Here is an 18,908-nt window from a genome sequence, read left to right on the forward strand (position 1 = left end):
ACGGGGAAATCAGGCGGCCTGCAGGCCCTCGGCCCGGGCCAGCTCACGCAGCCGGCCCAGCGCCTGGATCTCCAGCTGGCGGATGCGCTCGCGGGACAGCGAGAAGCGGGACGCCACCTCGGTGAGCGAGTGCTCCCGGCCGTCCTCCAGGCCGTAGCGGGCGCGCATGATGCCGGCCGAACGGTCGTCAAGGTGGTTGAGCAGGCCCTCGATGCGCTGCCGCTCCAGGGCGGTCAGCACGATCTCCTCGGGCGAGGGGGCGTCGCTGTCGGCGACCAGGTCACCGAGGTTGGTGTCGCCGTCGTCGCCCACCGGGGTGTCCAGCGACACCGTGTCCTGGGCCCAGCGGGTCAGCTCGTGGACGCGCTCCACGGTCACGCCCAGCGCGGCCGCGACCTGCTCCGGCTCCGGGTCGGCGCCGAGCTCACGGACGAGCTGGCGGGTGACGTTGCGCATCCGGTTGACGTCCTCGACCAGGTGCACGGGCAGGCGCACGGTGCGCTCCTGCTGGGCGATGGCCCGGCTGATGGCCTGGCGGATCCACCAGGTGGCGTACGTGGAGAACTTGTAGCCGCGCTCGTAGTCGAACTTCTCGACGGCGCGCACGAGGCCGGTGTTGCCCTCCTGGATGAGGTCGAGCATCGGCATGCCGGATCGCACATACCGGCGGGCGATCGACACGACCAGGCGCAGATTCGCGCGGATGAACAGATCCTTTGCCCGCGCGCCCTCGACGACCAGCCGCTCCAGTTCCTCCCCGCTCACACCGCGGCGGACCTCACCGGTCTCCAGCAGATGCTCGGCGTAGAGGCCGGCCTCGATCGCCTTGGAGAGGTCGACCTCCCTGGCGGCATCCAATAGTGGCGTCCGGGAGATCTCGTGCAGGTAGACGCCAACCAGGTCGCGCTCCTCGGCGACCTCGTCGGTCCGCATCCCGGTGTTCTTCTCCACGTTGCCCACGGTCCCCTCATTGCCTTCACTAAGCCTGTTACGGGCAATACCTGCGTCCATCAGCCCTCCCGTAACGTCCGCAGTTCGTGCATTGCGGTGTTGCAACAACACAACAGATCTCGCCGTACAGTGATTCCGGCTGGTGGATCGAAAGTGTCACGAATGTCTGAGCGATAGCTGAGAGCCGCGTGCATACTTGCTGAGGAACGCCTGCACCAAGCATTCGGAGCTGCACCCGGCGGGTCGATGCGTGCACACACGCATACCCGACGCTCACGTCATGACACCATCGACTCCCCATCCGTCACAGCGACGGGCATCACGACCGGCGGTGCGACACTCGTCACTACCCAGTACGGCCCGGTTGCCGAATGGGTTCACACGCAGCATCGACCGGGTACTGATCGTCTTGAACCAAAAGCCGCACGAGAAAGATCCCGCCGCGCAGCGGAACGGGACCACCTGCCACAATGCGGCACGCCACGCCGCTATTCAGTCGACCGACAGGGTGACCCACGCTCGGGTGACCTCCCACATCGCCGCAGCTGGGGCGATTTCCCCGGCCCGCTGGTGACGAAAAGCACATCGATTTTCGGCACGGTCTACGGTGTCCACATGGATCGCAGTGTGCTGATCACCGGCGGGACGGGCGGCCTCGGCGCCGCCGTCGTGACCGCCTTCACCACCGCCGGATGGCGGGTCGTCGCCCCGGTACGCCCCGGCACCGCCGGCCGGCTGCCGGCCCCGCCGGAGCCCACCGACACCGCCGGCGCCATCGAGCCGGTGGAGGCCGACCTCGCCGCACCCGACGACGTCGCGGCCGCGGTCGCCACGGCCGCCGCCGTCCCGGATGCCCCGCTGCGGGCGGTGATCAACCTCGTCGGCGGGTACGCGGCCGCCGGACTGGTACACGAGACGCCGGTCGAGGACTTCGAGGCGATGCTGCGGGTGAACCTGCGGCCGACGTACCTGGTGACCGCCGCGGCCCTGCCGCACCTGGTGGCCGCGGGCGGCGGGTCGGTGGTGTGCGTGTCGTCGCGGGCGGCGCTCGCGCCGTTTCCCGGCGCGGCCGGGTACGTGACGGCCAAGGCCGCCGTACTGGCGTTCGCCAACGCCGTGGCGGCCGAGTACAAGGGGCAGGGTGTGCGGTGCAACACCGTGCTGCCCAGCGTCATCGACACGGCCGCGAACCGGACCGCGATGCCCGGTGCGGACGCCTCCCGGTGGGTCACCCCGGACGAGATCGCCCGGGTGATCCTGTTCCTGGCGGGCGACGACTCGGCCCCGACCAGCGGCGCCACCATCCCGGTCTACGGCCGGGCCTGAGCTTCGCGGACCGGCACCTCAGAACACGTCCGTCAGCTGGCGGCCCACCACCGCGGCGCCCGCGGCCAGCGGCCCCGCCGCGAGGACCACTGCCCGGGCGCCGGCCACCACGGCGGGCAGCCGGGGTGCGGGGGCCGGCCGGTCCTGCCAGGCGTCGAGCGCGGCCGACAACGCCGCGGCCACCTCGGCCGGACTCCGGTTCGCGTCCACCACGACGAAGTCGTCGTGCTCCGGCAGCGACCGGTAGGCCGCCGCCGCGGCGCGCAGGAAGGCCATCTCCTCGTGGTCGTACCCGCGCGCCTCGATGCGGTCGTACGCGACCGCCGGGTCGACCTCCAGCAGGAAGGTGACGTCCGGCTTCGGGAAGAACCGGTACGCCAGGCGGGCGCGGCGTTCGGCGGCCGGGGCGGCGCCGCGCGCCCGCAGGCTGGCGTACTGGCAGACCGCGTAGCGGTCCATGACCGCGAGGTCGCCGGTGAAGCGGCGGCGCAGCCGGGTGTCGAGGATCGCGAGCCAGCGCAGCAGCGACTCGACCAGGAGCATGAGCCGGCGTCCCAGCAGGGCCTCGGCGTCGCGCCGGCCGAACGCTGTGGCCAGCCGGCCGAACCAGCGCCGGCCGCCGGCGTTGCGCCGGTAGGTGGCGCGCCACCCCTGTGCGCGCAGGGTGTCGGCCAGCAGGCGGGCCTGGGTGGTCTTGCCGGAACCGTCGATGCCGACGAGCGCCACGGTGCGCAACCGTCGGGGGCGGGTGAAGGCGAGGTCGGGGACCATGCCCATCCACGGTACCCGGACCCGTCACGCGTCCGTCACCGCTGATTCACCAGGTCGGCGCGAGTTTTCGAGACATGTCGATCGGGTATCGCGCAGACATGGACCTAGTGCTCTGGATTATCGCAGTCATCCTTGTGGTCGCCGGCATCCTCGCCCTGTTCCGGCGGCAGCTCCTCTGGGGAATCGTGCTGATCATCGTGGGCCTGCTCGTCGGCCCCGGCGGCGTCAGCCTGTTCACCTGACCCCCACCCCTGGTAACTCGAGAGAGCCGGGGTCGCCCACGTGGCGGCCCCGGCTCCGCTGTGGACGGTCACCCGAACGTTGCGAAGCGTCAGGAGGCGCACACGCCGTGCGACCCCGCACTTCGGACATGTGACTGAATCCGTACGCACGATCCGACAGGCGGATCCGAAGTACGCGAGGTACGGCGCAGTGACACACATCCATCACTTCACCTACGGCGCCTTCAATCCGGTCGCCGCGTACCTGTTGGCGTTCCTCGGATCCTTCCTCGGCCTGCTCAGCACGGGGCGGGCCCGCAGCGCCCGGACCCGTGGGCGGCGCAACCGGTGGCTGATCATCGCTGCGTTCGCGATCGGCGGCGGCGCCATCTGGCTCATGCACTTCGTGGCCATGCTCGGCTTCGACGTCCCGGCCAGCCCGGTCCGGTACGACCCCAAGCTGACGGTGGTGAGCCTCGGCCTGTCCGTGCTCACGGTCGGCTTCGGGCTGATGGTGGTGGGCCACGGGCGGCGCAGCTTCCCGAAGACCCTGGTGGCGGGCATCCTCACCGGCGTCGGTGTGCTGGCCATGCACTACACCGGGATGGCGGCCATGCACCTGTCGGGCGCGATCCACTACGAGCCGGGGCTGGCCGCCGCGTCCGGCGTCATCGCGATCGTGGCCGCCACCGCCGCCCTGTGGTTCACCGTCTCGGTCGAGGGCTGGGGACGGGTCACCGGGGCCGCGGCGATCATGGGGGTCGCGGTGTGCGGCATGCACTACACCGGCATGGCGGCCATGCGGGTCGAGCTGAGCGAGGCGGTGAACACCCCGGTCACGGGACTGCGGCCGATGCTGATGATCGTGCCGATCACGCTGCTCAGCGCCGCCACGATCCTCGGGCTCGCACTCAGCGCGCTGCAGGCGCTGACCGAGGAGGAGTTCACCGACGGGGCCGGCACGCCGCGCCGCGGCGTACACGCGGACAGCACCACGTGGTCGCTCAAGCAGGCGTCGCTGTCGGCCATGCGCCGCGCGCCGGGCACCCGGCCCTCGCCGCGCCCGGTCGCCCCGCGCCTGCCCACCGAAGGGGAGAGCGTCCTGGCCGACGATCCGGTGATGGAGGAGGCCACCGCCGCCAGCTCCTGACGATCTCGGCGGACGGTTCCGGATAGCCTGGCCGTATGGAGCCCTCCGCCGACTGGTGGCGCAGCGCCGTCATCTACCAGATCTATCCGCGTTCGTTCGCCGACAGCGACGGCGACGGCATGGGCGACCTGCCCGGCATCACGGCCCGGCTGAGCAGCCTGCGCGACCTCGGCGTCGACGCGGTGTGGCTGTCGCCGTTCTATCCCTCGCCCCAGGCCGACGGCGGGTACGACGTCGCGGACTACCGCGATGTCGACCCGAGGTTCGGCAGCCTGCCCGACGCGGACAAGCTGATCGCCGAGGCGCACGGGCTGGGTCTGCGGGTCCTGGTGGACCTGGTGCCGAACCACACCTCCAGCGCGCACGCCTGGTTCCGGGCCGCGCTCGCCGCGGCGCCCGGCAGCGCGGCGCGGCGGCGCTACTGGTTCCGCGACGGCCGCGGCCCGGGCGGCGACGAGCCGCCGAACTCGTGGCCCAGTGTCTTCGGCGGGTCCGCGTGGCAACGCGTCATCGGCCCGGACGGCAAGCCCGAACAGTGGTATCTGCACCTGTTCGACGTGAGCCAGCCCGACCTCAACTGGGCGGAAGGGGCGGTGCGCGACGAGTTCGTCGACGTGCTGCGGTTCTGGCTCGACCGGGGGGTCGACGGTTTCCGGGTGGACGTGGCGCACGGCCTCATCAAGCAGGCCGACCTGGCGGACTGGCACTACCCGAACGCCATCCTCGGCGGGCTCGGTCACGAGGGCCCGCCGCCGCCCATGTGGGACCAGGAGGGCGTGCACGAGATCTACCGCGAGTGGCGCGCGGTGCTCGACGAGTACCCCGGCGAGCGGATCCTGGTGGCGGAGGCGTGGGTGCAGCCCGCCGAGCGGCTCGCCCGCTACGTGCGCCCGGACGAGATGCACCAGGCGTTCAACTTCGAGTACCTGGAGGCGCCCTGGGCACCGGACGCGCTGCGGACGGTCATCGCGGGCAGCCTCGCCGCCAACGGGGCGGTGGGTGCGCCGACCACCTGGGTGCTGTCCAACCACGACGTCGTCCGGCACGTGACCCGGCTGGGCTACCCCGTGGGCGAGCCGCGGCGGCACGGCATCGGCGCCGAGGACCCGCAGCCCGACGCAGGACTGGGGCTGCGCCGGGGGCGGGCCGCGACGCTGCAGATGCTGGCGCTGCCCGGGTCGGCGTACCTGTACCAGGGTGAGGAGCTGGGGCTGCCGGAGGACACCCGGATGCCCGACGACGTCCGGCAGGACCCGGCCTGGGCGCGGTCCGGGCACACAGAGAAGGGCCGCGACGGCTGCCGGGTGCCGATCCCGTGGGAGGCCGACGCCCCGTCGTACGGGTTCGGGCCCGCGGACGCCAGCTGGCTGCCGCAGCCGGGCGTGTGGGCCGAGTTCGCGCTGGACCGCCAGCGTGACGTGCCCGGCTCGACGTACGAGCTGTACCGGTCGGCGCTGCGGCTGCGCCGGGAGTTGGGGCTGGGCACCGGCACCCTGAACTGGGTCGACTCAGCGGCCGACGTGCTCGCCTTCCGCACGGGCGACGTGCTGGTGCTGACCAACTTCGGACCCACTCCGGCCGAGGTGCCGTCCGGGGCGCGGGTGCTGTTGAGCAGCGAGCCGCTCACCGCCGACGGCCGGGTCCCGCAGGACGTCACGGTCTGGGCGCGCTGAACCCGCAGGGTGGCCTTACGCCGTACCCGAAAGGTTAGGTCTGGGTGGATTCCGTGGCCGACGCTCGCGCCGCCAGCAGGGCGGCGTGGGTGTCGGCCATGTCCTGCGCGACGGTGCGTGACGCCAGCCAGTACATGATCCCGGTGGGGACGAAGAACAGCTGGAAGCCGGCCAGCCCGACCGCGTAGTTCAGCGGCGGGGGGAACCCGCACGCCAGACTCCGGAACGCGGCACCCACGAGCGCGTTGCCACTGGCCCGGCCGACGCCGTTGACCAGGTTGCCGAGGCTGTAGACGGTGCCGCGGTGCTCGGGCGGGTTCACGTCCGCGATCATCGCGAACCAGTTCGGCGAGTTGGCCGAAGTGAGGGCCAGCGCGAACACGGCCGTGGCCAGGCAGGCGCCCACCGTCGGCTCGGTCACCACCTCGGCCAGCACGGCCCGCAGCACCGTGCCCGCGCCCGCGCCGTCGGGCACGGCGATGCGCATCGGCACGAAGAACAAGACGACATAGAACGGTACGGCCGCCAGCACGCCGACCGCGGCGACCAGGGCCCGGCCGCGCGGGGTACGGCGTTGCAGCCGGTCCCCGATCAGACCGCCCAGAATGGACAGTGCGCCGCCGATCTGGAACAGCGTGGCGAACACGCTGCCGACCAGCACCGCCGTGCCCGCCGAGTAGCCCTGCGCCTCGGCGCGCGAGCGGAACAGCACGGGCAGCCAGACCAGGGAGCCGAGCGCGATCTGCGCCGAGAAGCCCTGCAGGATCAGCCACACGTTGGTCCGGCGGCCCAGGATCTTGGGCAGGTCGTCGCGGTGGATCCGCTCGTCGTACTCGATGCCGGCCAGCTCGGGCTGACTGTCCCCGCGCGGCACGTCGTACGTCAGCAGGTACGCCGCGGCGGCGACCACGCCCGCGGCCGACACCGCCAGGAACGGGCGCCGCCAGTCGTCGTGGCCGAGCAGCCCGCCGAGCATCGTCCCGGCCAGTGTGCCGACGCCCTGCGACAGCCCCCAGAAGCTCATGGCCAGGCCCCGGCGGCGCGGCGAGATCAGGTCGCTGACCACGGAGAAGCTGACCGAGGCCACCCCGCCGAGCCCGATCGCGGCGACGACCTGGGCCAGCAGGAATTCCGGGTAGCTGCCGGACAGGCCGGACCAGGCGGTGCCGATGACCCAGATCATGGTGCCGGCCAGCAGCACGGGTTTGCGGTTGGTGCGGTCGCCCGCGTACGCCCAGGCGACCGAGGCGACCGCGCTGATCAGGAACATCGCCGTGGTGGCCAGGGCGACCTTGGCCTCGCTGACGTCGAAGGTGGTGGCGATGCTGCCGTACAGCGGGGGGACCAGGCCGATCGCGACGTTGTCCAGGGAGGCGAGGATGACGAAGACGACCACGCTGTAACCGCGATGCGCCGCACCGCCCCAGATCGTCACCGTGGCAGGTTACCGGGATTCGCGGTCCAGTACGGCGTCGCGGGCGGCTGCGTACCGGTCCCTGATCGACGGCACGGGGGCGGCCTCGTAGGGCTGTGGGGCGGCGGTCGGCCAGGACGGTGGTTCGTCGCCACCGGACAGCACCCAGGCGGCCTGGCGGGCGGCGCCGTCGGCGACGTACTCGCCGGGCGGGGGCACCAGCACCGGGAGGCCGAACACCTCGGGGGCGATGTGGCGTGCTGCCTCGCTGCGGGCGCCGCCGCCGATCAGCACGATCCGGTTGGCCGTCGCGCCCTGCGCGGTCAGTGCGTCCAGGCCGTCGGCGAGGGCGCACAGCATGCCCTCGACGGCCGCGCGCGCGAGATGGGCCGGGGTGGACGTGCGCAGGGTGAGGCCGTGCACCGCGCCGGTGGCGTGCGGACGGTCCGGGGTGCGCTCCCCCTCCAGGTACGGGACGAGGACCAGCCCGCCGGCGCCCGCGGGCGCGCTCAGCGCCAGCCGGGACAGCTCCTCGTGGTCGACGCCGAGCAGCCGGGCGGCGGCGTCGAGGACCCGGGCGGCGTTCAGGGTGACCACGATCGGCAGGAACCGGCCGGTCGCATCGGCGAAGCCCGCGACCGTACCGGTGGGGTCGTTCGGAGCGGTGTCGGTGGCGACGAACACGGTGCCGGAGGTGCCGATCGACACCACCACGTCGCCGGGGCGGGCACCGGCGCCCAGGGCGGCGGCGGCGTTGTCGCCCGCGCCGGGGCCGAGCGGGGCACCGTGGGGCAGGGTGCCCGCGACCTCGGTGGGGCCGAGCACGCCGGGCACGGCAAGCCTCCGTCCGAAGCCGAGTTCCAGCAGGTCGTGGCGGTACTCGTCGGTGCGCGCGGACCAGTAGAGGGTGCCGCTGGCGTCGCTGCGGTCCGTACGCAGATCGTCGAGGTTGTCTGCGGCGCCGAGCCGCCAGGTGAGCCAGTCGTGTGGCAGGCAGACGGCGGCGACGCGGGCGGCGTTGGCGGGCTCGTGGCGGGCCAGCCAGCGCAGCTTGGTGAGGGTGAAGCTGGCGACGGGGACGATGCCGACCGCGTCGGCCCACGCCCGTCGTCCCCGGTCGCCGCCGCCGAGGTCGTCGATCAGCTCGGCGGCGGCGCCCGCGCTGCGGGTGTCGTTCCACAGCAGGGCGGGGCGCACGACCGCGCCGTCCGCGTCCAGGCAGACCATGCCGTGCTGCTGACCGGCGACCGAGGCGGCGGCCACGTCGTCGAGGCCGCCGGCCTGGTCGACGGCCTGGTTCAGCGCCGCCCACCACGCGTCGGGGTGCACCTCGGTGCCGTCCGGGTGGGCGGCGCGGCCCTGCCGGACCAGCGCGCCGGTGTCCGCATCGCGGATCACCACCTTGCACGACTGGGTGGACGAGTCGACGCCCGCGACGAGGCTCATTCAGCGGGCCCGCAGCAGGTGCTCGATCGCGAGCTGGTGCAGCGCGACGAAGCCGTACCCGGTGGCGCCCACGGCGTCCGGGTCGAAGTCCTCGAAGGCGCTGCGGTCGGCCAGCAGGTCGGCGTACGTCTCACTGGCGCCCAGGGTGGGCACGGCCAGTCCGTCGACCTTGGACGCGCGCAGCGCCGCCTGCACCCCGGGATCGGCGCGGAACGCGGCGGCCCGCTCCTTGAGCAGCAGATACATCCGCATGTTGGCGGCCGCCGAGGCCCACACCCCGTCCGCGTCCTCGGTCCGCGAGGGCTTGTAGTCGAAGTGCCGGGGACCGTCGTACGCGCGGCCGCCGCCGGGGCCGCCGAACTCCAGCAGGTCGACCAGCGCGAACGCGTTGATCAGGTCGCCGTGGCCGAAGACGAGGTCCTGGTCGAACTTGGGACCGTGCTGGCCGTTGAGGTCGATGTGGAACAGCTTGCCGTGCCACAGCGCCTGGGCGATGCCGTGCATGAAGTTCAGGTTGGCCATCTGCTCGTGGCCGACCTCGGGGTTGACGCCGAACAGTTCGGGGCGTTCGAGGCTCTGCACGAAGGCGAGGGCGTGCCCGACCGTGGGCAGCAGGATGTCTCCGCGCGGCTCGTTGGGCTTGGGTTCGATGGCGAAGCGCAGGCCGTACCGGCTGTCGACGGAGTACTGGGCGAGGAGGTCGAGGCCCTCGCGGTAGCGGTCGAGGGCGGCGCGGACGTCCTTGGCGTGGTCGTACTCGGCGCCTTCGCGGCCGCCCCACAGCACGAGCGTCTCGGCGCCCAGTTCGGCGGCGAGGTCCATGTTGCGCAGGACCTTGCGCAGCGCGTACCGGCGGACGGAGCGGTCGTTGCTGGTGAAGCCGCCGTCCTTGAACACCGGGTGGGTGAAGAGATTCGTGGTGATCATCGGTACGGTCAGGCCGGTCTCGTCGAGCGCCTTGCGGAACCGGGCGATGGTGGCGTCCCGCTCGTGCGCGGGCGCGCCGAACGGCACGAGGTCGTCGTCATGGAACGTGATGCCGTACGCCCCCAGCTCGGCCAGCCGGTGCACGGCCTCGACGGGGTCGAGTGCGGGCCGGGTGGCGTCGCCGAACGGGTCGCGAGCCTGCCAGCCGACCGTCCACAGGCCGAATGAGAACTTGTCCTCGCGCGTGGGCTGGACCGACACGGTTACCTCCACGAAGTCAGCGCAGATTTGTTTATTGGTTGAATTATTTGGCGAGCGTGTGGCATTGTCAAGGCTGTGCATACCCGCCCCATGGCCGCGCATCCCCGCCCGATGGCGGCCGCGGACGTGCCCGTGCGGCAGTCCAGCGTGCGAGCCCACAATCTCGCACTGGTCCTGCGCCAGGTGGCGGAAAGCCCGACTCCGATGTCCCGGGCGTCGGTCGCCACGGCCACGGGACTCACCCGCGCCACCGTCTCCGCGCTGGTCGACGACCTGATCGCCGGGGGGCTGCTGGCCGAGGTGGAGCCCGCCCCGCGGACCGGCGCGGGGCGACCCGCGGCGGGGCTCATCCTGAATCCGGCCGGACCCGCCGCGCTGGGCCTGGAGATCAACGTCGACTATCTCGCCGGATGCGTCGTGGACCTCACCGGCACGGTCCGACACCGGCTCGTCGAGCACGCCGATCAGCGGCCGGCGGGCGCCCCGGCCGCACTGGCCGCGCTCGGCGAACTGGCCGGGCGGTTGCGCAGCCGGGCGGCCGCCGACGGGCTCGACCTGGCGGGCGCCGCCCTGGCCGTACCGGGATTGGTGGCCGCGGACGGACTGATCCCGGTCGCGCCCAACCTGGGCTGGCAGGACGTGCCCGCCGCGGCCCTGCTCGGCGCCGCCCCGGCGCTGGCCGGGCTGCCGCTCACGGTCGACAACGAGGCCAACCTGGCCGCGCTCGCCGAGCTGCGCGCGGGCGGAGGCGCCCGCAGCTTCGTCCACGTCTCCGGCGAGATCGGGATCGGCGCGGGCATCGTGCTCGACGGCGTCCTGTACCGCGGCGTCCACGGCTGGAGCGGGGAGATCGGCCACCTGCCGGTCCACCCCGACGGGCCGCCGTGCCGCTGCGGCGGCACCGGCTGCCTGGAACAGTACGCCGGGCAGGAGGCCATCCTGCGGGCCGCCGGAGCACCCGCGCTCGACGCCCTCGACCCGACCGCCCCCGCCACCCGCGACGCCCTCGCCGCCGCCGGCCGCGCCCTGGGCATCGCGCTGGCCGCCGTGGTCAACCTCCTCGACGTCGACACTGTCGTGCTCGGCGGCGGCTACGCCCAGCTCCTGCCGGGCCTGCGTGGGAGCATCGAGGACGAACTGCGCCGCCGGGTCCTCACGTCGAACCTCGCGCCCGTGTCACTGCGCCCCGCCACGCTCGGGGCGGACGCCGCGATGCGCGGAGCCGCCGACTCGGTGATCCGCGCGGTGCACGCCGACCCCGCCGCCTGGCTGTCCCGGGCCTGAGGCCCCCGGCGAGGGTGGAATGCGCAACGGCCGCCGCTCCCCGGTCGGGGTGCGGCGGCCGTCAGTGACCGGGTGCGCTCAGCGGTTGGCGCCGGTACGCGAGGAGATCGCCTGCAGGAAGATGTCGGAGATCTTCGCCGGGTCCGGGGCGACGAAGACGCCACCCGAACTCGTCGCGTCCGCGATCGCCTGCAGCTCGTTGCGGTCCACCTCGTTGCCGATACCGATGATCACCATTCGGACCGGGCGCTTCGGGTCGTTGAGCTTCTTCAGCTCGTTGACCAGCTGGTCGCGGCTGATGCCGTCGGAGTTCTCGTTCTTGCCGTCGGTGAACAGCAGGACCGAGTTGACCCGCCCCGGCTGCCAGCTGTCCTGCACGTTCTTGTACGCGGCCAGGGCCGTGTCGTAGAGGCCGGTGGCACCGTTCGGCTTGGGATTGAGCCGCGCGATCGACGCCTGAATCTCGCTGCGCGCGGAGGTCAGCGGGCTGATCGGCACGATCTCCTTGTACGGCCGTTTGCCGTCCAGTTCCGTGGAGAACACCCACACGCCGACCGCCCACCTGTCGTCGAACAGGCTGAGCCCCGCCGCGGCAGCACGCTGGGTCACCTGGGCCCGGGTCAGGTTGTTCGCCGTCGGCACCTCTTTGAGCATGGAGCCCGAGACGTCGAAGACGGCCAGTGCCCGGCCCGGCAGGGTGATCGCGGCCCAGCTGCCGAGCGCCTGGCTCAGCGCACCGGCGTCGAGGCCGCTGGCGGCGGTCCCGCCCTTCGCCTCGTCACCGGAGGTGGCCGGCGGGGTCGCGGCCGGGGCACCGACGGGAGCCTGGAAGCCGGCACCCACCGAACCGTCGGGGCCACGCAGGCCCACGGACGCCAGGTTGTTCTTAAAGGCGGCCTGCTGCAGCGCCTGGCGCAGGCCGGTCGCGGCGGCCGCCTTGGTCAGGTCGACCTCGGGCATGACCGCGAACGGGTAGTCCAGCGGCGGCGGCATCGGGTCCAGGTACAGCGCGGCCAGCTGGACCGGCGGCCCCTCGGCGTTGTACGCGACCACGTCCTCCTCGGACAGCGGCGCGGCGCTGAGGCTGCTCGCGACGTCGTTGGGCTCGGCCGAGTGCGGGAACTTCTGCAGCAGGTCGTCGCGCAGCGCGGAGCTGCCGGCGGCCAGCGCGCGCAGTGCGCCCACCTTGGCGGCCTGAGCGTTCGGCCCGGCGCCCGCGGCCTGTCCCAGCGCCAGCAGACCGGCGAGACCGGCCGCGTCACGGGTCGGGTCCACGGTGCCGGTCCGCAGCGTGTTGCTGGTCATCAGCTTGCCCAGCAGGTCTTTCCAGCCCAGCCTCTTGTCGGGCCAGCCGACGGCCTGCTCGGCGACGGGCTTCGGCATGGCGACGACGATCGGGCTCTGCGCGACCGAGGTGCCGTCGGTGGGCACGAAGCCGGAAGCCTCCGACTTGAGCCGCAGCAACCAGGTGCTGGAGTCCGCGATCCACACGTCCGGCGTCTCCACCGACTGCGGGGCGGACCCGAGCCCGACGAGCGTGACCTGGTGTTCGCGGGCGATCGCCGCGGCCATGGTGGCCGGGTTGATCGCGGTGACACCGACGGCGACGCAGGTCCCGTTGACCTGGGCGCCGCCCTGGGCCCACTTCTGGGCGGCCTGCTCGACGGCGGGCGCGATCTCGGGCGCCGCGGCGACGTTCAGCTTGATGGAACCGGTACAGCCGGAGTCGGCGAGCTGGCGGTAGCCGAGCCAAGACCCGGCGAGGATGACGACGATCGCCATCGCGGCACCAACGACGCCCGCTCCGCGGAGATTGAAGTTTCTGCGATGGCGACCTGACACGCGGTCCATACTGCGCATCTCGCGAGCTGATTGCCATATACGTTCGGACGAAAATTACTCGGATTGGAAGTTCGGGACTACCTCAGGACTCTCCGTAGTTGAGTGATCTCTCGGGGTGCGGGACTCTGGGGCCAATGCTATGGTCCAGGTCATAAATCTAGAAGATTCTGAATGTCCGATATTGCTTATCGGCTGACGTGCTCGGGGAGCCAGCGCAGGAGACAGGTCGGGCTCGCCTCGCCCACCGGGTCCCCCTGCCTGCGGGGCACTCCGGTGTCCGGGTCGATCCGGAACACCGTGACGGTGTGTGAGCGTTCGTTCGCTACGTACAGATGATCCGTGAAAAGGGCGAGATGCCGGGGCCAGGCGCCGCCGGTGGGCACCTCGGCGACCAGGGTGGCGTCCGTCCCGTCCCACTCGAACGCCGCGATCGTGTCCGGGCCACGGTTGGCCACGTACACGTAACGGCCGTCGCGGCCCGCCGCCAGCTCCGACGGATGATGGGTGCCCAACGTGGTGCTGGACGGGATGTCACCCACCCGGCGCAGGGCGCCGTCCGGGCCGCCCGGCCGATACCAGGACAGGTCACCCCGCAGCTCGCCCACCACCAGCAGCGTCCCGTCGGCCGAGCGCAGCATGTGCCGCGGGCCGGTGCCCGGGGCCGCCACCACCGCCGGGGCGACCAGCGTCAGCCGGCCGGACGCCGGATCCAGCCGGCACCGCCACACCCGGTCCGAGCCGAGGTCGCTGACCAGCACGTCCGGGCCGTGCGGGTCGGGCAGCACCATGTGCGAGTGCGGGCTCGCCTGGCGGTCGGCCACCGGGCCGGAGCCGTCGAAGCCCAGCAGGTCGCAGTGCGGGCCGGGGACACCGTCGGGATCCAGTGGGAACACCGCGACGTTGCCGCTGTCGTAGTTCGCCACCAGCAGATGCCGCCCGCCCGGCGCGACCGCCAGGTGGCACGGATGCTGCGCGCCGGTCGACTGGACACCCAGCGGCTTCAGCTCGCCGTCCCCGGCCACCGCGAACGCGCTCACCGTCCCGGCATGCATCTCGTTCACCGCGTACAGGACCGGCTGAGTGGGATGGCGGGCGAGGAACGACGGCGACGGGGTACGCGCGGCCAGGCCGAGACGGGTCAGGTCCCCCGTCGCCGGATCCCGGCGCAGCAGCGCGATGCCCTCGCCCTCGCCGCCGGTCTCCCCGGTGTAGCAGCCGACGAAGACGAACTCACCTGGGGCGCTCACACCAGCATCCAATCACCGCTCGGTGGCCTGGGCGGATCAGCGGCCCGCCGTGGCGAGCTGACGGCGCGCCACGTACTCGACCAGCTCGATCAGCACGTTACGCGCGGCCAGCGGCTGCCGCGCGTCGAACAGCACCACGGGCACGTCCGGGTCCAGGTCCAGGGCACGGGCCACCGCCTCGGGGGCGAACTGCTGGGCGTCGTCGAAGCAGTTCACCGCGACCACGAACGGCGTGCCCCGCTGCTCGAAGTAGTCGATCGAGGGGAAGCAGTCCGCCAGCCGCCGCGTGTCCGCCAGCACCACCGCGCCCAGCGCACCCTGCGACAGCTCGTCCCACAGGAACCAGAACCGGTCCTGGCCGGGCGTGCCGAACAGGTAGAGCTGCAGGTCGTCGGTGATGGTGATGCGACCGAAGTCCATGGTCACCGTCGTGGTGCGTTTGCCCTCGACACCGGAGGTGTCGTCGCCACCGTCGACACCGGTGAGGACCTCCTCCGTCTGCAACGGGCGGATCTCGCTCACCGAGCCGACCATCGTGGTCTTGCCCGCGCCGAACCCGCCGGCGATGAGAATCTTGAGCGCGACGGGGATGCGTGCGCGCGACGCGTCCCGGTCAGAGCGCACGGAGTCCATTGACAACCGCCTTGAGTACGTCGACGTCGTGCGGCTTCGCGGCCGCGGAGGGTTCGTACAGCGAGATGAGTCCCGCCGAGCGTAGATCACCGAGCAAAACCCGGACGACCCCGACCGACAGGTCCAACGTGGAGGCGAGCTCGACGATCGAGATCGGCTCCCAGGCCGCGGTGACGATGCCCCGGTGTTCCGGGAGCAGACTCGGCAACGCGGGCGTGTCGGCGATGGTGGCCACCACGAACGCCACCAGGTCGAAGTCCCCGCCGGCCGGTGCGACCCGGCCCTGCGTCACCGCGTACGGCCGTACCACGGGACCGGCGTCGGCGTCGAGCCAGTCGTGGGACGGGCGGGTGAGGTCAGCGGGCATCGGACGGGGTCATGAAGGGCCGGTCGGGCGCGCCCATGAACTCACCGACCCGGGTCACCAGCATCGCCATCTCGTACGCGATGAGCCCCAGGTCGGCGTCACTGGCCGCCAGTACCGCCAGGCACGCCCCCTGCCCGGCCGCCGTGACGAACAGGAACGCCGACTCCATCTCGACCACGGTCTGGCGTACCGGGCCGGCCCGGAAGTGCCGGCTGGCGCCCTTGGCCAGGCTCTGGAAGCCGGCGGCCATGGCCGACAGGTGCTCGGCGTCGGCCCGGCTCAGCCCGGCCGATGCACCCATCATCAGGCCGTCGGCGGAGAGCACCACGGCCTGCTCCGTGGACGGTACCCGCTCGACGAGGTCGTCGAGCAGCCAGCTGAGGTTCGCGCTCTGGTTCGTGTGTGCCACTTATGCGTCCTTCTCCGGCCGGTTCCCATGGTCGTCCTGCGTGGCGGCGCCACCGCCGTCCCCCGCGCCGGACGGCGGCGCCGGGGTGTGATCCGGATCGGCCGTGTCCCGCACGGCCGGAAGCAGCACGGTAGCCGCCTCGCTGAAGCCCTGATCCACGGCCGCGGCCGTCTCCCCCGGCGCGGCCGTCTCCCCCTGCGCGGCCGCCTCCCCCTGCGCGGCCGTCTCCCCCTGCGCCGCGGTCTTCCCGGCCGCGGCCGACTCCGCTGGCACGGCCGACTCCGCGGGTGCGGCTGTCTTTCCCGGTGCGGGTGTCTTTCCTGGAGCGGCCGCGGCCGCCTGCCGTCCGCGGACGGTGCCGCGCTGCAGTGCGCTCATCAGATCGCGGACGCGCTCGGGGGAACGGGCCGGTACGGCGACCGGCGGCGCCGCGGGCTCGCGCAACTGGGGCACGAGGTTCGCCTGACGCACCCGCCGGGGCAGCCCGTCCGGGCTGGACGGCTCCCCTGAGGGGGAGCCCGTGTCCGGCAGCGGCATCGGCGACACCGGCGCGGCCGGCATCGGAACCACGGCGGCGCCGGACCGCCCGTTGTCGATGCCGTGGGCCGGGCGCTCGGTGGACGGCCGCCCGGGACCGGCACCGGGGCGGCCCGGACCGGGGCGCAGCAGCGGGTCCGGGCGGTCCAGCCCGGCCGGCAGCGGGGTGGCCCCGGTGCGCTGGGGTGCGCGCCGGGGCGCGGTACGCCGCCGCCGCACGAGACCGTCCGCGCTGAGCCCGTCCACCACCGCACTGCGGCTGGGGCCGCTACCGGTGATGCCGGACGACAGGTCCGCCTCGACGTCGGGGATCACCCCGGCATCCGGAACCGGTGCGTCGCCGGGGACCGTCTCGGCGATGGTGCCGTCGAGGGTGACCGGGCGGCCGGTGACGGTGATGGAGCGCAGTTCCTCCCCGCCCTGCCACTGTAGCGCCGCCAGCGAACGTCGCGCCGGGTCCTGCGTACCGGAGCCGACCAGGGGGCGGTCCCACGTCGGGTCCGCCGGTGACGGGCCCGCGGGCAGGGCCGGCTGTCCCGGACCGGGCGGCGCGGCCGTGACCAGCTCACCGGGGATGAGCACCACAGCGGTGACCCCGCCGTACGCGGACGGCCGCAGCGACACCCGGATGCCGTGCCGCCCGGCGAGCTGCGCGACCACGAACAGGCCCAGCCGGGCGCTGTCGGCCGGATCGAAGTCGGGCGGCTCCTGCAGGCGGCGGTTGGCGTCCTCGATCGCCTCCGCGGACATGCCGAGGCCCCGGTCCTCGACCTCCAGGGCGTACCCGTTGGGCAGGATCTGGCCGATCACCTCGACGCGGGTGTGCGGCGGGGAGAACGACGCGGCGTTCTCCAGCAGCTCGGCCAGCAGATGGATGACGTCACCGACGGCGCGGCCGAGGACCGCCGAGGACTCCACCGAGCGGATGTCGATCCGCTTGTAGTCCTCGACCTCGCTGATCGCGCCGCGGATCACGTCGATGACCGGCACCGGTTTGCGCCAGCCCCGGCCGGGCGCCGCGCCCGCGAGGATGACCAGATCCTCGGCGTGACGCCGCATGCGGGTGGCGAGGTGGTCGACGCGGTACAGATCCTCCAGCTCGCTCGGCTCGGTCTCCCGGCGTTCCATCTTGTCCAGCAGCGCCAGCTGGCGGTGCAGCAGGGTCTGGCTGCGCCGGGCGATGTTGAGGAAGACCTCGTTGATGCCGCGCCGGACGTTGGCCTCCTCCACGGCGGACTGGACCGCGGTGCGCTGCACCTCGTTGAACGCGTGCCCGAGCTGGCCGATCTCGTCCCGGCCGTACTCCAGGGGTGGGGTCTCGACGTCCACGTCGACCGCCTCGCCGCGCTGCAGGCGCCGGACCACGCCGGGCAGCCGCTCGCCGGCCATCTCCAGGGCCTCGCCGCGCAGCCGGATCAGCCGGCCGACCAGGGAGCGGCCGACCCGTACCGAAACGACGATGGAGGCCGCCACCGCGAGCAGGCCGAGGATCCCGGCGGCGCCCAGCCGGCCCAGCACCCGCATCGCCAGCGGTGTGGCCCGCTGGGCCAGCGAGTCCGCGGCGGCCAGCTCGAACGCGCGCAGCCGCGCGGTGGAACTGTCGTAGACCGGCTGCCACTCCGTGCCGCCCACCGGGGACTTCTCCCCCACCCGGCCGGTCTCGACGAGCACGTCCTGCATCTGGCGCAGGCGGGTGAACTCCGGCCCGGCGCTGAGCCGCTGGAAGGCGGCCCGGTCCGCCGGGGGCAGGTCGGCGACGCCGTCGGCCAGCAGGAACCGCGCGGTCGCGATGGATTGCAGCAGCTCGCGGCGGGTGTCCTCGGTGAGCCGCCCGGCCGCGTCCGCCCCGGCCAGCAGCGAGTCGGTACGGCTGAGGTACTCCTGGCCACGGCCCACCGTCGTGAGTGCGCGGACCTGCCGGTCGATCGGCTCGTCGTTGAACGTCGCGGTGGCCGTGAACAGCTGGAAGCCCGCGTCGACGATCGTGTTGTACAGGCCCTGCGCGGTCACCGGGTCGATCCGGCGCACGTCGATGTGGGCGCGGTTGCCCGCGAGCCCGTCGAGGTCGGTGATGAGCTGGGCGATCCGGGTACGCAGGGTGGGGCTGGCCGCCTGCTGCGCGTCCGACCCGGTCGCGGTGCGCCGGAAGGTCGCGGCGGCGCGGTCGGTCGCGGCGCGCTGGGCGTTCAGGGCGGTGGGCTCGGCGGCGGGATCGGACAGGAACGCCACGCTGAGGCGGCGCTCGTGCTGCAGCTCGCCGACCAGTGCCTCGCCGGGGTGGCCGACGGTGTCGAGCAGCGTACGGGCGGACAGCAGGTTGAACGCCGGTCCGGCGGTGAGCACCGTCGCGAAGATCCAGAGCGCGAGCAGGGCCGTCAGCGGCACCGTCACCAGCGCGATGATCTTGGAACGGATCGACCAGTTGCGGGTTCTCATCAGGCTCCGCCCG

Annotated in this window: 16 protein-coding genes; 5 read left to right on the forward strand and 11 right to left on the reverse strand. The window is 72.8% G+C overall.

The window, feature by feature from the left end; genetic code table 11:
- Nucleotides 1-9 precede the first annotated feature (9 nt).
- Nucleotides 10-1,011 (reverse strand): RNA polymerase sigma factor RpoD/SigA, encoded by a 1,002-nt coding sequence (locus ACMCNN_RS23680; RefSeq protein ID WP_412742704.1) that lies wholly within the window; start codon nucleotides 1,009-1,011, stop codon nucleotides 10-12.
- Nucleotides 1,012-1,566: 555 nt separating this feature from the next.
- Here ACMCNN_RS23680 and ACMCNN_RS23685 point away from each other — a divergent pair.
- The gene (locus ACMCNN_RS23685; RefSeq protein ID WP_412742705.1) at nucleotides 1,567-2,277 is read left to right on the forward strand and encodes an SDR family NAD(P)-dependent oxidoreductase; all 711 of its coding nucleotides are present in this window, start codon (nucleotides 1,567-1,569) and stop codon (nucleotides 2,275-2,277) included.
- Between the two features lie 18 nt (nucleotides 2,278-2,295).
- Here the strand turns inward: ACMCNN_RS23685 and ACMCNN_RS23690 are convergent, their stop codons facing one another.
- Nucleotides 2,296-3,048: a dTMP kinase gene (locus ACMCNN_RS23690; RefSeq protein ID WP_412742706.1), complete on the reverse strand. Its 753-nt coding sequence runs from the start codon at nucleotides 3,046-3,048 to the stop codon at nucleotides 2,296-2,298.
- 98 nt (nucleotides 3,049-3,146) lie between these two features.
- On the opposite strand from ACMCNN_RS23690, the gene ACMCNN_RS23695 reads away from it, so the two are divergent.
- The 3 genes from ACMCNN_RS23695 to ACMCNN_RS23705 all read left to right on the forward strand — a co-directional run bounded on the left by ACMCNN_RS23695 (nucleotide 3,147) and on the right by ACMCNN_RS23705 (nucleotide 6,092).
- Nucleotides 3,147-3,290, forward strand: coding sequence for a GPGG-motif small membrane protein (locus ACMCNN_RS23695; protein ID WP_412742707.1), 144 nt, complete (start codon nucleotides 3,147-3,149; stop codon nucleotides 3,288-3,290).
- Between the two features lie 190 nt (nucleotides 3,291-3,480).
- Nucleotides 3,481-4,419 carry an MHYT domain-containing protein gene (locus ACMCNN_RS23700; RefSeq protein ID WP_412742708.1) on the forward strand — a complete coding sequence of 313 codons (939 nt, stop codon included), beginning with the start codon at nucleotides 3,481-3,483 and terminating at the stop codon, nucleotides 4,417-4,419.
- 35 nt (nucleotides 4,420-4,454) lie between these two features.
- Nucleotides 4,455-6,092, forward strand: coding sequence for a glycoside hydrolase family 13 protein (locus tag ACMCNN_RS23705; RefSeq protein WP_412742709.1), 1,638 nt, complete (start codon nucleotides 4,455-4,457; stop codon nucleotides 6,090-6,092).
- A gap of 34 nt (nucleotides 6,093-6,126) precedes the next feature.
- On the opposite strand, the gene ACMCNN_RS23710 is transcribed toward ACMCNN_RS23705, so the two are convergent.
- The 3 genes from ACMCNN_RS23710 to xylA are packed head-to-tail and all read right to left on the reverse strand — an operon-like array spanning nucleotide 6,127 to nucleotide 10,140.
- Complete coding sequence (locus tag ACMCNN_RS23710; protein ID WP_412742710.1) at nucleotides 6,127-7,527, reverse strand: MFS transporter; 1,401 nt, start codon at nucleotides 7,525-7,527, stop codon at nucleotides 6,127-6,129.
- A 9-nt stretch (nucleotides 7,528-7,536) separates the two neighbouring features.
- Nucleotides 7,537-8,952, reverse strand: coding sequence for a xylulokinase (gene xylB / locus ACMCNN_RS23715; RefSeq protein WP_412742711.1), 1,416 nt, complete (start codon nucleotides 8,950-8,952; stop codon nucleotides 7,537-7,539).
- Complete coding sequence (gene xylA, locus ACMCNN_RS23720; RefSeq protein ID WP_412742712.1) at nucleotides 8,953-10,140, reverse strand: xylose isomerase; 1,188 nt, start codon at nucleotides 10,138-10,140, stop codon at nucleotides 8,953-8,955.
- Between the two features lie 90 nt (nucleotides 10,141-10,230).
- Here xylA and ACMCNN_RS23725 point away from each other — a divergent pair, with 90 nt between their 5' ends.
- Complete coding sequence (locus ACMCNN_RS23725) at nucleotides 10,231-11,424, forward strand: ROK family protein (protein ID WP_412742713.1); 1,194 nt, start codon at nucleotides 10,231-10,233, stop codon at nucleotides 11,422-11,424.
- 78 nt (nucleotides 11,425-11,502) lie between these two features.
- Here ACMCNN_RS23725 and ACMCNN_RS23730 read toward each other — a convergent pair whose 3' ends face one another.
- From ACMCNN_RS23730 to ACMCNN_RS23755, 6 genes are all read right to left on the reverse strand, one after another.
- Nucleotides 11,503-13,206 carry a substrate-binding domain-containing protein gene (locus ACMCNN_RS23730; RefSeq protein WP_412742714.1) on the reverse strand — a complete coding sequence of 568 codons (1,704 nt, stop codon included), beginning with the start codon at nucleotides 13,204-13,206 and terminating at the stop codon, nucleotides 11,503-11,505.
- Nucleotides 13,207-13,451: 245 nt separating this feature from the next.
- Nucleotides 13,452-14,513 (reverse strand): lactonase family protein, encoded by a 1,062-nt coding sequence (locus tag ACMCNN_RS23735; protein ID WP_412742715.1) that lies wholly within the window; start codon nucleotides 14,511-14,513, stop codon nucleotides 13,452-13,454.
- A gap of 36 nt (nucleotides 14,514-14,549) precedes the next feature.
- Nucleotides 14,550-15,146 carry a GTP-binding protein gene (locus ACMCNN_RS23740; RefSeq protein ID WP_412742716.1) on the reverse strand — a complete coding sequence of 199 codons (597 nt, stop codon included), beginning with the start codon at nucleotides 15,144-15,146 and terminating at the stop codon, nucleotides 14,550-14,552.
- Entirely contained in the window at nucleotides 15,127-15,513 is a 387-nt protein-coding gene (locus tag ACMCNN_RS23745; protein ID WP_412742717.1) for a DUF742 domain-containing protein, read from the reverse strand. Before ACMCNN_RS23745 ends, ACMCNN_RS23740 begins: the two co-directional genes overlap by 20 nt.
- Nucleotides 15,503-15,922, reverse strand: coding sequence for a roadblock/LC7 domain-containing protein (locus ACMCNN_RS23750; protein ID WP_412742718.1), 420 nt, complete (start codon nucleotides 15,920-15,922; stop codon nucleotides 15,503-15,505). Before ACMCNN_RS23750 ends, ACMCNN_RS23745 begins: the two co-directional genes overlap by 11 nt.
- Nucleotides 15,923-18,895, reverse strand: coding sequence for a nitrate- and nitrite sensing domain-containing protein (locus ACMCNN_RS23755; protein ID WP_412742719.1), 2,973 nt, complete (start codon nucleotides 18,893-18,895; stop codon nucleotides 15,923-15,925).
- Between the last annotated feature and the right edge of the window lie 13 nt (nucleotides 18,896-18,908).

The sequence above is a fragment of the Krasilnikovia sp. MM14-A1004 genome (genome assembly GCF_047159485.1).
Lineage (GTDB): Bacteria > Actinomycetota > Actinomycetes > Mycobacteriales > Micromonosporaceae > Actinoplanes.